The sequence below is a fragment of the Bacillus sp. N13C7 genome (assembly GCF_026790065.1).
In the GTDB taxonomy this organism is placed as follows: Bacteria; Bacillota; Bacilli; order Bacillales; family Bacillaceae; genus Bacillus.
Genome location: NZ_JALAMO010000007.1, coordinates 225,750 through 238,852, shown reverse-complemented (window position 1 = coordinate 238,852; position 13,103 = coordinate 225,750). Strand labels below are relative to the sequence as shown.

Genomic DNA, 13,103 nt, shown 5'->3' with positions numbered 1-13,103 from the left:
TATAGGTGCATCACTTCCATTTTTTAAAATAAAAAAACTTAATCTCGACGTGAGATTAAGTTTAAATATGAGACACGATCAGTGTACATGTTCCTTTTATTATGAAATCGGGCATTTGGGCAGGCAATATAAAGTGATCACCTTCTTTGAGCGGGCATGTTTCGTCTTCATACATCAGCAAACCGCTTCCTTCTATGACGCTGCATAGCAGAAAGGATTCATCCTGAGATAGCTCAGCCTCGCCATTTATGTCCCATTTATATACTGAAAAATATTCCCCTTGGACAAATGTTTTGATGGTTATTCCTTTTCTTGATTCGGTCGATTCATCTATATACCCGTCCACATGGGGAACGGTAGCCGCATTGACCGCTTTGGCAAAATGAAGCTCTCTTGGCTTCCCGTTGTCATCAACCCGGTCATAATCGTACACCCGGTATGTGGCATCTGAATTTTGCTGTGTTTCTAAAACAAGTGCCCCCTTACACAAGGCGTGCAGCGTTCCGCTCGGCACATAATAGAAATCACCCGGTTTAATTTTGATTCGCCTCAGCAGCCCTTCCCAGTCTCCGCTGTTGATCATTGTGACAAGTTCGGTTTTTGAGCGGGCTGTATGCCCGTAAATGATTTCCGCGTTTTCCTTACAGTCGATAATGTACCAGCATTCCGTCTTGCCGAGCTCACCCTCTTCGTATTCTCCGGCATAGTAATCATCAGGGTGAACTTTAATTGACGTATCTTCCTTCACATCCAGCAGCTTTGTCAGAAGCGGAAATCGCTCCCCCTCCACGCCGCCGAATACTTCCCGATGCTCATCCCAAAGCTCAGTCAGTGTCTTTCCTTTATATGGGCCATCCGCGACAGCGCTCGGTCCATTTGGATGTGCGGAAATGGCCCAGCATTCCCCCGTTTTTTCTGAAGGAATACCGTATCCAAATCTATCTCGTAAAGCGGTGCCGCCCCAGATTTTTTCTTTAAACACAGGCGTTAGAAAAATCGGTGATTGCGTCATGATCCGTACCCCTCCCCTATAAATAGCTGATCATTATTTTCCCGATGCGCCTCCCTTACAAACGCCCGTATGTCTGTCTGCTTTTCGATGACAACATATGTACAAAGCATTATGTATCAATGACCCCTTTTGAGAAAACGCTTCCTATTTATTATATCACTTTCAAAAGAAGGTTTGTTTCAGCCTTTTCCTTATGAAGAATAATTCTCCTTTATTGATACAAATTAAGAAAAACCGTCAATTTATGTTTTATAAAGGGGAGAGAAACTATGCAAATCGACTCTGATCTCCAACGCAATATAGAAACATTGAAAAAAAAGTTGGGACAAAACGACGATATCATGTTTTATACGTTTTCATTTGGAGGCAGCAGACAGAAAGCGTGCCTACTGTATATTGACGGTTTGACAGAAAATAAACTTCTAGCGCAATACGTCATTTCTCCATTACAAAAAGAAGCGTTAGACAAAAAAGAGGGCTTGATTGAAGAGTTATCCGCTTTTTTTTTCGGCTATCGCCACAGCGTTGTTTCTTCAATAAACGAAATTGAACAGCTCGTTTTTTCTGGCCAAGCGGTTTTGCTCGCAGACGGTTACGACGGAGGATTGGCATTTGATACAAAAACGATAATGACGCGCAACCTTGAAGAGCCTACATCTGAAGTCTTGGAACGCGGGCCAAAGGTTGGTTTTATTGAAAAACTGCGGACAAACACGGCGCTTTTGCGGGAGCGGTCTAGTGACCCTAATCTCGTCATTAAAGAAATGACCATCGGCAAAAGGACGAAAAAAAAGGTAGCTGTTGCTTATATTCAGGATATTGCTCCTGATTATGTCGTAAAAGAAGTGTTTAATCGGCTAAAATCCGTCATGACAGATGATGTGTCAGAATCAGGTTCACTTGAACAGCTCATTGAGGATGAACCTTTTTCGATCTTTCCCACAATATTAAGCACAGAACGTCCTGATCGTGTAGAAAGCTCGTTGTTAGAAGGACGGGTTTCGATTTTAGTAGATGGTACGCCATTTGCATTGATTGTACCGGCAACGGTTGATGAATTTATTCATTCACCGGATGATTACAACCAGCGCTGGATTCCCATGTCTCTTATTCGTTTGATTCGCTATACGAGCATTCTGATTACCATTTATTTGCCTGGCTTATATATTTCTCTCGTTACCTTCCATACCGGGCTTTTGCCGACGAGAATGGCCATTTCAATTGCAGGCAGCAGGCTGAATGTCCCTTTCCCGCCTTTTGTTGAAGCCTTTAATATGATATTTACGATAGAACTGATCAGGGAAGCCGGTTTAAGGCTGCCAAAGCCGATCGGACAGACGATTGGGTTTGTCGGGGGGGTTGTTATCGGACAAGTAGCCGTACAAGGCCAAATCGTCAGCGCATTAATGGTCATTGTAGTATCAATTACCGCATTGGCATCCTTTACCGTTCCGTCATACGCTTATAACTTCCCGTTGCGGATTATTCGTATCGCGGCAATGATAAGCGCGGCAGTGTTGGGCATGTATGGCGTCATCATGGTCTTTCTGTTAGTGATCGGCCATTTAATGCGTTTGAAAAGCTTTGGCCAGGATTACATTATTCCGATAATGGCACAGCCCGGACAAGATTTGAAAGACACTGTTATTCGCGTTCCCACCCTATTTTTAGAAAGAAGACCTACCCGCAAAGGCACAAAAGATAAAATCAGACAAAGGTGATGGCTATGAGGCAACCAGAGGACAAGCTTACATTTATGCAGACGCTTATTATGGTAAGCAGTACAATGATCGGTGCCGGTGTCTTAACCCTTCCCCGCTCAGCAGCTGAAACCGACAGTCCGAGCGGATGGATCATGATCCTGCTGCAGGGCGTTATTTTTATTATTTTCGCGCTGCTTTTTTTGCCTTTTCTTCAACGAAACAGGGAGAAAACGATTTTTGAGCTCAACAGCATTGCAGCCGGAAAAGTGATCGGTTTCTTATTGAATGTATTTATTACCTTTTATTTTATCGGTATCGTATGCTTTCAAGCACGAGTTTTGGGTGAGGTTGTCGGATTTTTTCTTTTAAAAAACACTCCGATGGCAGTTGTCGTGTTTATTTTTCTGGCGGTTGCCATCTATCATGTGGCCGGGGGCGTTTACCCCATTGCGAAAGTATATGCGTATATCTTTCCTATCACTATTATTATTTTCCTTATGCTTCTGATGTTTAGCTCTCGGTTATTTCAACTTGATTTTATCCGGCCTGTATTTGAAGGCGGCTATCGAAGTTTTTTCTCTTTATTTCCTAAAACTCTTTTATATTTTTCAGGATTTGAAGTCATTTTTTATCTCATTCCCTTTATGAAAGATCCCAAGCAGGTAAAAAAAGCTGTCGCTTTAGGCATTGCAACCACGACTGTTTTCTATAGCATTACTTTGTTTATGGTCATTGGCTGTATGAGTGTAGCTGAGGCAAAAACAGTGACGTGGCCGACGATTTCACTCATTCATGCATTAGAAATCCCGGGTATTTTTATTGAACGGTTTGACCTGTTTTTACAGTTAACTTGGACAGCCCAGCAATTTGCATGTATGCTTGGCTCCTTTAAAGGGGCGCATATCGGATTAACAGATATCTTTCACCTGAAAAATAAAAACAATCCGTGGCTGCTTGCTGCATTGCTGGCTGTTACATTTTTCCTGTCAATGTTTCCTGAAGATCTTAATGCCGTGTTTTATTACGGTACACTTCTCGGATATGTATTTCTAGGTGTCATTGCAATACCATTTCTTATCTGGTTTTTAAGCTGGGTACAGAAAAAACTGGGGAGGGATCAGCTGCAATGAAGACAATGATGAAGCTTGCAGCTATGGTTTTGATGCTGCAGATGCTTTGCGGATGCTGGGATGTCAAAGATATTGAAAAACTGTCTTTTGCCAGAGGACTTGCCATCGATGAGACCGATGACCATCAGTATAAATTAACGTATCAAAACCTTCTTCCCCAAAGTGAAGACAGCCAAGCATCCGGAAAACCCGAATTTGTCAATGTGACGTCCTACGGGAAAACCATTTTAGAAGCAGTCAGTGATGTATCCATCAAGGACCCTCCTATCTATAGCGACCATTTAAAAGTCATTCTTTTGGGAGAAAAGCTAATGAGGAATCAAAACATTGATCAGGTCTTCAACCATTTCATCCGGGATGATGAGCTCCGGCGCAGCAGCTATTTGATGGCTGCCAGAGGGAAAGCCGGAGATGTTTTTACGAAAGGAAGTCCGAAGCAGCAGCAGACGATGCCTTCCGAAAAGCTGATTGAACTGACCAATAACAGCGGGTATAACGGGAAGATTATGATGCCGCTTCGCATCGGCAGGGCTTCTATCTATTGCCAAAATGGCTACAGTTTTCTCATTCAAGCCGTAAAAAATCAAAAGGGAAAAGCGAAGTATGACGGGGCAGGCATTATCAAAAGCGGCAGCAATAAACTCGTTGGATTTCTTTCAGCTGATGAAATCCAGACACTGACATGGGTCATGGGAACGATCCAAGGCGGCGTCATGCCGACGACAGATAAAGGACATCCGATAACGTTTGAGATTAAGAAGTCGAAATCTAAAATCAAGCCGGCGATTGAAAACGGAAAGCCTGTCTTTCAGGTTTCTGTCAAAACAAAGGGTATCCTGACAGAAGACCAAAATCCGAATGAAAACTCCTTTCATAAAAGCTATTTACACAGGCTTGAGAACATTTTTGAGAAAAAGCTTGAACGCGATGTAAAGAAGGTTATGGATAAACTGCAGCATGAGTATAAAAGCGATCCGATCTTTTTATCCGACTACATCCGGATTCAATATCCTGAATACTGGCATAAAGTAAAAGGACATTGGGATGACATATTTTCTGAGGCTGATTTTAAATATGATATTTCTTTCAAAATCATTAACTTTGGCACCGTCGGGAAGTAAACGCTGAAAAGGGTGCGCCTAATTACGCACCCTTTTTTTATGTTCCGGCAGTCTGCTGTTTTCCAGCTGATCCTCCCTGCCCGTTTTTGTTTCTTAAATCCTGCTCAATTTCTTCAAGGCTTTTTCCCTTTGTCTCTGTCACTTTAAAACGGACAAATAAGAACGCCATGATACCGATCGCCGCATAAATCAGGAATAAATAACTGATGCCGATCGCTTCCATTAATACTGGATAGGTTAATGAAACAATCAATGTCCCAACGTGCAGCATCAAGGTAGATACCCCGGTTCCGATCCCTCTGACATGGAGCGGGAATAATTCAGGGAGCATCACCCAGACCACCGGGCCCCAGCTGACCGCAAAGACAACAATAAAGACACCTAAACAAATGACTGTCGTCCATGAGGCAGCAGGAGTGTTATCGAAAAAGAGATTCACCAGAGCGAGTACGATCAAGCTGATGACCATCCCGGCATTCCCGAATAACAATAGCGGCTTTCTCCCGATCTTATCTATGATTTTTATTGCTACTAGTGTTATGAGAACATTAACTGCGCCAATACCGACCGTTCCTAATATCGAAGCAGAGTTTCCGAACCCGACGTTTGTAAAGGTTTTTGGCGCATAATAAATGATCGTATTCGTTCCAATGAATTGCTGCAGAAACGCCAGCCCCAAGCCGGCAATCAGCGCGGGCCTCACCCAAGGATCGAACAGCTCCTTCAGGCCCCCTTCATCCTGCTTTTCCGCCTCCTCAATATCATGTATTTCCTGATCAATATCTTTCGTTCCGCGCAATTTTTCAAGAACCTTTTTCGCTTTTCCTTCTTCGCCATTCGTGAACAGCCAGCGCGGACTCTCCGGCATAAACAAAATGCCAATAAGCAGGAGCAGTGACGGCACAGCAGCCAATCCAAGCATCCAGCGCCACGCTTCGGCATCGGCAAATATGTAATTGACAATGTAAGAAAGAAGGATGCCGACCGTGATCATCAGCTGGTTCAGAGATGACAGCGCCCCGCGCTTATGTTTTGGCGCCAATTCAGATAAATAGAGCGGCACGATCGTAGTCGATGTTCCGACTGCAAGTCCTAAAATGATACGAAACAGCACCATAACTCCCGTATTCGGGGCGAGTGCCACACCCAGCCCTCCTATGCAAAACAGCAAGGCGGCCGCCATAATCGCTTTTTTTCTTCCGAAACGGTCAGTCAGCTTACCGGCCGCCCCTGAACCTAATATCGCCCCAACCAATAAGGAGCTGACGACAAGGCCTTCCGTAAAGGCATTCAAGCCTAAGTCCTTTTTCATAAACAAAATAGCTCCGGAAATCACTCCGGTATCATAACCGTATAACGCGCCTCCAAGAGCGCCGAAAAAATATAGCCATATATTCGACTGCTTTTTCATAAAAATGACTCCCTTTCTCCCTCAGCTGCAATACCTTTGTCTGTAGAGTTTTTTAGAAATCTTTTAACCTCTTTTTCTGGCCGTTAAACCTTTTCAATCCTGCCGATCATGAGTTTCCAATTATTCACTTGTATTTTTTTCAATAGCACCGAAACATTTTGCCTTCTGCGGCGTCCAATATAAGGTGGTTCAGCACTTCATCATTATTCATTTTCAAAAACAGGAACTTATAAATATAGGAATTTTTATCGAAAAATGTCTTTCGAGTAGTTGCCCTATGGCAAAATGAGTGGTACGCTTCAAATATTAAAGAAACGAGAGGTATAGATATGGAAGAACGATCACAGCGCAGAAAGAAAAAAAGACGGCTTAGAAAATGGGTGAAAGTCGTTGCCGGTTTGATGGCTTTTCTTGTCATTGCGGCAGGCTCTGTCGGCGCCTATGCTTATGTAAAGCTGAATCATGCTTCTAAAGAAGCCCACGTCAGCCTGGCGCGCGGAGAACAATCCGTAAAACGGATTAAAGAATTTGACCCTGGGAAAGATTCTTTCTCTGTATTGCTCTTGGGGATTGATGCCAGAGAGGAAAACGGTGAGAGTGTCGATCAGGCAAGAAGCGACGCGAATGTGCTGGTAACATTTAACCGGAAAGAAAAAACAGCTAAAATGCTGAGCATTCCGCGTGACGCCTATGTCAACATTCCAGGCCACGGCTACGATAAATTTACACACGCTCATGCCTACGGCGGCGTTGACCTCACTGTGAAGACAGTTGAAGAAATGCTGGATATTCCCGTCGATTATGTCGTAGAAAGCAATTTCACAGCTTTTGAAGACGTCGTAAATGAACTGAACGGCGTCAAAGTAACGGTAAAAAGCGATAAAGTCATTCAGCAAATCAAAAAAGATACAAAAGGAAAAGTGGTTCTTCAAAAAGGAACACATACGCTTGATGGAGAAGAAGCGCTCGCTTACGTAAGAACACGTAAGGCGGACAGTGACCTTTTACGCGGACAACGGCAAATGGAAGTGCTGAGCGCGATTATCGATAAATCAAAATCATTGAGCTCAATTCCGGCTTATGATGATATTGTAGATACGATGGGACAAAATCTGAAAATGAATTTATCTCTGAAAGATGCCATCGGCCTGTTCCCGTTCATCACTTCATTGAAATCAGTTGAGTCTATTCAGTTGACGGGTTATGATTATAAACCTGCCGGAGTTTATTATTTCAAATTGAATCAGCAAAAACTGCAGGAAATCAAAGAAGAGCTGCAAAACGATTTAGGTGTGTAATGAACGGGATGGCGATGATGCCATCCCGTTTTTACATACTTCCTTGTTGAAAATTATTTGAGTAACGTTTAGCCTTGATTTATATGGTTTATGTTTCTCAGAAAAGCTGAACATACTACACGAAGCAGCTTCATTTTTAAGGAGGTTTCCCCTACATATGAAATTAATTGCGATTGATTTAGACGGTACATTACTAAATAAAGAAAGCGTCATTTCTGCTGAGAACAGAGCGGCTATCAAACGGGCCGTTGATGCCGGCATCCTCGTCACCATTTGCACGGGAAGAGCAACATTTGATGTAAAAGCGCTGCTGGAAGACTTGGATATCCCTATCATTGCGGCAAATGGCGGAACGATCCACGATAAGGGTTACCGTTTGATCAGCCGGACATTAATGGATCAGGAGGCCGGCAAAGCGATCGCTGATTACTTACTCTCAAAAAATATTTACTTTGAGGTCTATACAGATGACCATCTGCTGTCTCCTTTTGACGGCGAAGCCAAGCTGCAAGCGGAGCTTGATATTCTAAAAAGCGCGAATCCAAACGAAAAGACGGATGAATTGTGGCAAGGAGCCATGACGCAGTTCAAGCAGTTTGGCATTAAGCCAATCCCGCATATCGAATCGGTTTTTGACGGCAGCGAAAACATTTATAAGCTTCTTTGCTTCTCCTTTGATATGGACAAGCTGAAACAAGCGAAGGAAGAATTGAAGCATCACAAAAAACTGGCACAAACCTCTTCCGGAAAACATATCATCGAAATCCTGCCGGCCTCTTCAGGTAAAGGACGCGCGCTGACAGAGCTTGCTGACATATACGGAATTGACACACAGGATATCTATGCAATTGGCGACAGCCCGAACGATTTGTCCATGTTTGAAGTCGCGGGACACCGTATCGCCATGGAGAATGCGATCGATGAATTAAAAGAAAAAAGCACCTTTGTTACAAAAAGCAATGACGAAAATGGTGTGGCTTACTTTATTGACCAGCTTCTTTCCGGCCAATATGCATAAAGAAAAGACTCCAGAGATTCTGGAGTCTTTGTCTTTTATTGCACCCGTATACTTCCCGCATATTTATCTTTCCAATACGTGCTCGTGTTCATATTGGTGATGGTCACACCGTTTGATAATGTGACATGAACAACTTGTCCGTTTCCGATATAGATGGCCGGATTTAGGCTTGTTGACTGGAAAAACACGATGTCTCCCGGTTTCAGGTCCGCCTTCTCAATCTTAGTTCCGGCTTTGAACTGGCTTGTTGCGTAGCGAGGCAGAGAAATACCGGCTGCTTTCTGGTACACATACTGGACAAAGCCCGCTGTATCAAAACCTGTCTCTGGAGACACTCCGCCCTGTTTGTAGGGAACTTCTCCGACATAAAGCGTTGCCTCCGACACAATCGGATTTTCTTTTGGAATGGTCAGATTGTCAAACCGGCGAATGCCAGTCATCTTCGATTTCCAGTAATCCTCTGACAAGTAGGAAATGGTTACTTTTTCTGACCGGCTTGCCTGAATAAATCTTCCTCCGCCAGCATAAATGCCTGCATGTGAAATTCCCGTTTTGTACGTATTGCTGAAATAGACGACATCACCAGGCTTTATGTTCTGAGGCGCTATCTTCTCGCCCACTGCCCACTGCTGTTCGGCTGATCGCGGCAGATAAATGCCGAGTGCCTGTTGAAACACATATTGCACGAGCCCCGAGCAATCAAAGCCCTCTGACGGCGTGCTTCCGCCAAACACATATGGAATGCCGATATATTTTTCAGCCTCTTGAACAACAGGGACGTCAGCTGTTGCCGGATCGGCTGCGATTCGTCTCGCCCCGATATAAGTCCCGCTCCAATAGCTGCTTTTTGTGTAATTGGTGATGATAACCCCTTTTGATTGCGTACTGTGAATCATTTGGCCGTCTCCGATGTAAAGAGCGACGTGTGTCGGAGCAGTCCCGCTGCTTCCCTCTTTTTTGAAAAACAATATATCGCCCGGCTTAAGGCCCTCCGGCTTGACGGCCGTTCCGACTTTATATTGGTCGTTCACAGATCTCGGCAGATGAATATCAGCCTTACTAAAAACATATTGAATCAATCCCGAAGGATCGAATCCCTCTTTCGGCGTTTCGCCGCCGTATTTATACTGATACCCAAGCAGTTTGTTTGCTTCGCTGACGATCAATTCAGATGATGTATCAGCCTCCGCAATCTCCGCTTTTGTCATAATTGGAACCAAAAAACAAATGATAACCGCCACAAGCAAAAACTTTTTCCAGTTTGCCAGTGTGTTCACTTTTATTATCTCCTCCTCTTTTTGCAGTTTTAACATCGGTATTTTTTTGAATATGTTAAGAAACTTTTTGATATTTTTACAGAATGAGTATGCTGGGCAAATAAAAAGAGAATGTCTCATCAGACACTCTCTTTTTTGAATTATTTACTCGCGTTTACCATTTCTTCCTGCTGCTGGATTTTATGCATTTCCGTATCAATCTTCTGCTTTTCCTGGTCTGTCAGCTGATCGTTGAATTTAAAAGCTGACATAAACATGAACACGATGGCTACGGCAACAAACGGCCAGATGGCTTTGACAAATTTCATCTTTATCACTCCAATTATTTAGATTTTAGTTTGTGGCTATGATCAACATCAAACATCAATTTTCCGTCTTCTACCTTCCATGCGAAATTAGAATCTTTCGTCAGTTCGCGAATAATGGTTTTCTGTTTAAGGCTGTCTTTTTTCACCGGTGCAGGTGTTGCTTCATGGATATCAATCGGTGTCACTTCAAAGTGGCCTGTTCCATTTTTCTTCAGATGATACTGAACCAGTGCACTGTCTCTCGTTCTTGTCCAGCCTTGGTCAAAGACAAAGTTGCCGAGGCTGTAGAAAATGACAGTTCCGTTATACACTTCAATCGGTTCTAAGACGTGCGGATGATGGCCGACGATGATATCAGCTCCCGCATCAGACATGGCTCTTGCAAGCTGGCGCTGACGGTCGTTTGGATCATTGTCATATTCTTGTCCCCAGTGTGACTGCACAACGACGATGTCTGCGTGTTTTTCCGCTTCTGAAATCATAGGGATAAAGATTTCGGGATCTGCTGGCAGCACGCCCGGTGAATTCTTTTTAGCCGCAAAGCCTTTTCCGGACACATCCGTAAAGCCAAGCGTCGCAATTGTTACCCCATTGACTTCCTGATACGAAATCTTCTTTTTCGCATCGCTTAAGCTGTATCCTGCTCCAACGATATCAAGACCTTGCTTCGCGAATTCTCCAAGTGTATCTTTCATGCCCTCAGCGCCGTAATCCATTGCGTGGTTGTTTGCGCTGTTGAGAACCGTGAAGTTCATATCTTTTAAGACTTGCACTGATTCCTTATTCGTCTGCAGATGAATTTCTTTATCTGCTTGTTTATAATTCTTTTGATAGGTTACCGGGTTTTCGAAGTTCCCTGCTACATAATCCGAAGCTTTAAAGATTGGTTCCACATATTGAAAAATACTGTCTGCCCCTTTTTGGTCCGTTACTTTTTCAACATAGCGCCCCATCATAATATCACCGACAAATGAGGCTGAGAGAACGTCGTCAGAATACGTTTTGACCTTTGGCGTTTCTGCTTTTCCCGCCCACATAAACGCGAACATGAGAAAAAAAACGATCGGAATAGCAATAAATACGTGCTTATTGGTTTTCTTTTTTTGCTGTTTTGTCAGCTTCAGCAGCTTTTCATGAAAGCTCAGTTCTTTTTTCATCGTTTGACACACCTTACATTAAATTAAGTAGTAAACAAACATGATAGCAAAGGTCGCTCCGCTCAACAGCAGCGTGCTTCCGAACGTAATGGTTAACCCTTGTTTCTGAATGGTATTGGCAATTAAACCTGGCACGATGATGCCGATTCCTCGAAATTCTGCGATTTCAAATGGTACAATCGGGTATAGGAAATCAAACGCAATTTTCAGGACAATCCCTGTTATCAGCATGGCAGCGAATTTTCTGCGGCCGTACAAAATCATAAATTTGGATAAACCATATTTCACAATGACATAAGTGAGCAAGCTTACTAACAAAACAAGTAAAATAAAGACCGGCTGATTAAACACAAGTCCTAAATATCCCGGTACAACAAGTCCTGCCGGCACGATTCCTGTTTTTTCTGCAAAAATCAAACTGAGTAGTACACCTAAAATTAGTGCAATGTATAAATCTGATCCGAACATGTCTGCATTTCCTCCTAGCTTACGAGCTGCTTAACCTTGTATTCGTGGATTTTTTCAATTAAAGGCTCTGCGGCACCATGAATATTGCCGACGCCATATATGACACGGTTGTGCATTCTTTTCTTTAACAATTCCATAATTTCATCTGTTGACTTATACTCTAGATCATGCAGTTTGTCTGCAGGAATTTTGCCTTCTTCATAGGCTTTTACAATCGGTTCTGTTGTTTCACCGATTAAGATCAGTTCACTTGCTTCAATATAAGGCAATACGTCATTTGCAAATTGCTGTGTCCGATCGACACGGTCTGCGCGGCAGTTCATGATGATGATCGGATCATCGGTCGGGTAACCGATTTCTTTTACACGTTTCCATATATTCAAAGTAGAAGAAGCGTCGTTTGCGGCAAACCCATTAACAAAGTGCCCAGGCTCGCTCGGACTGATCAGCGGAAGAATTCTCATTGCTCCCGGATCTGGCGGCGCATTCAGCATTCCCTTAAATGCTGTTTCTTCGTCAATGCCGAGTGCTTGAGCCACACCCAGTGCCAGAGAAGCGTTATCAGGGAATACCATGTATTCAAATTTACGCAAATATTCATCTGTAATTTTTGAGTTATCAGCAATGATGACTTTTGTGTTTCGTTCTTTTGCTTTTTGTTTAAAGAACTCGGTATATTCACTATCTGTAATAACAAGATGGCCATTATAAGGAATTGTAGCGGTAAACGCTTCCGCAATTTCATCAAGCGTCGGCCCCATGACATCCATATGGTCTTCTAAAACGTTAACAATCACACCAATATTGGCTTGCAGAAGTTCTTCCTGAAAGATAATTTGATAATCGGGGTTAACAGCCATGCATTCACTGACAATCGCATTAGCCCCTCTTTCTACTGTTTCTTTCATGACTTCTTTTTGCTCTCCGATATTCGGTCCCTGAGGTTTCCGTTTAATCGGCTTTTCCTCCGGTGTATCCCAGTAAATCATTCTTGCATCTGTTCCTGTTGTTTTTCCAACAGTCTTGTAACCGGCTTCTATTAAGATACCGGTTGTCAGCCTTGTCACAGTCGATTTTCCTCGGATGCCGTTAATATTCACCCGAACAGGGAGGGCATCAATGTTTTTCTGATGTCGTCGTTTTTCTAATATTCCGATGACCAGTATGACAGCACAGGCTATAATGAGTAACCACATTGCT

12 protein-coding genes are annotated in these 13,103 nt (G+C 43.2%); 5 read left to right on the top strand and 7 right to left on the bottom strand.

The window, feature by feature from the left end:
• Positions 1-61: 61 nt before the first annotated feature.
• Positions 62-1,012, bottom strand: coding sequence for a mannose-6-phosphate isomerase, class I (gene manA / locus MOB98_RS09400; protein ID WP_268359640.1), 951 nt, complete (start codon positions 1,010-1,012; stop codon positions 62-64).
• 269 nt (positions 1,013-1,281) lie between these two features.
• Between manA and MOB98_RS09395 the strand changes: the two genes are divergently transcribed.
• The 3 genes from MOB98_RS09395 to MOB98_RS09385 are packed head-to-tail and all read left to right on the top strand — an operon-like array spanning position 1,282 to position 4,966.
• A complete protein-coding gene (locus tag MOB98_RS09395) occupies positions 1,282-2,733 on the top strand; it encodes a spore germination protein (protein WP_268359638.1) in 1,452 nt (483 codons plus the stop codon).
• Positions 2,734-2,738: 5 nt separating this feature from the next.
• Positions 2,739-3,845, top strand: coding sequence for a spore germination protein (locus tag MOB98_RS09390; RefSeq protein ID WP_268359635.1), 1,107 nt, complete (start codon positions 2,739-2,741; stop codon positions 3,843-3,845).
• Entirely contained in the window at positions 3,842-4,966 is a 1,125-nt protein-coding gene (locus tag MOB98_RS09385) for a Ger(x)C family spore germination protein (protein ID WP_268359632.1), read from the top strand. Before MOB98_RS09390 ends, MOB98_RS09385 begins: the two co-directional genes overlap by 4 nt.
• Positions 4,967-5,003: 37 nt before the next feature.
• Here MOB98_RS09385 and MOB98_RS09380 read toward each other — a convergent pair whose 3' ends face one another.
• Positions 5,004-6,377 carry a sugar porter family MFS transporter gene (locus tag MOB98_RS09380; protein WP_268359630.1) on the bottom strand — a complete coding sequence of 458 codons (1,374 nt, stop codon included), beginning with the start codon at positions 6,375-6,377 and terminating at the stop codon, positions 5,004-5,006.
• Between the two features lie 329 nt (positions 6,378-6,706).
• On the opposite strand from MOB98_RS09380, the gene tagT reads away from it, so the two are divergent.
• Positions 6,707-7,675 carry a polyisoprenyl-teichoic acid--peptidoglycan teichoic acid transferase TagT gene (gene tagT / locus MOB98_RS09375; RefSeq protein WP_268359628.1) on the top strand — a complete coding sequence of 323 codons (969 nt, stop codon included), beginning with the start codon at positions 6,707-6,709 and terminating at the stop codon, positions 7,673-7,675.
• A gap of 157 nt (positions 7,676-7,832) precedes the next feature.
• Positions 7,833-8,693 (top strand): 5-amino-6-(5-phospho-D-ribitylamino)uracil phosphatase YwtE, encoded by an 861-nt coding sequence (ywtE, locus tag MOB98_RS09370; RefSeq protein ID WP_268359626.1) that lies wholly within the window; start codon positions 7,833-7,835, stop codon positions 8,691-8,693.
• A 35-nt stretch (positions 8,694-8,728) separates the two neighbouring features.
• On the opposite strand, the gene pgdS is transcribed toward ywtE, so the two are convergent.
• The 5 genes from pgdS to pgsB form a co-directional block, all read right to left on the bottom strand.
• On the bottom strand, positions 8,729-9,970 hold the full coding sequence (gene pgdS / locus MOB98_RS09365) for a gamma-DL-glutamyl hydrolase (protein ID WP_268359624.1): 1,242 nt from the start codon (positions 9,968-9,970) through the stop codon (positions 8,729-8,731).
• A gap of 140 nt (positions 9,971-10,110) precedes the next feature.
• Positions 10,111-10,278 (bottom strand): extrachromosomal elements maintenance protein EdmS, encoded by a 168-nt coding sequence (gene edmS, locus MOB98_RS09360; RefSeq protein ID WP_268359621.1) that lies wholly within the window; start codon positions 10,276-10,278, stop codon positions 10,111-10,113.
• Between the two features lie 14 nt (positions 10,279-10,292).
• Positions 10,293-11,435 (bottom strand): capsular polyglutamate synthetase PgsA, encoded by a 1,143-nt coding sequence (gene pgsA, locus MOB98_RS09355; RefSeq protein ID WP_268359619.1) that lies wholly within the window; start codon positions 11,433-11,435, stop codon positions 10,293-10,295.
• 18 nt (positions 11,436-11,453) lie between these two features.
• Positions 11,454-11,903: a poly-gamma-glutamate biosynthesis protein PgsC gene (pgsC, locus tag MOB98_RS09350; protein WP_003227889.1), complete on the bottom strand. Its 450-nt coding sequence runs from the start codon at positions 11,901-11,903 to the stop codon at positions 11,454-11,456.
• 14 nt (positions 11,904-11,917) lie between these two features.
• Entirely contained in the window at positions 11,918-13,099 is a 1,182-nt protein-coding gene (gene pgsB / locus MOB98_RS09345; RefSeq protein WP_174227759.1) for a poly-gamma-glutamate synthase PgsB, read from the bottom strand.
• Positions 13,100-13,103: the final 4 nt, after the last annotated feature.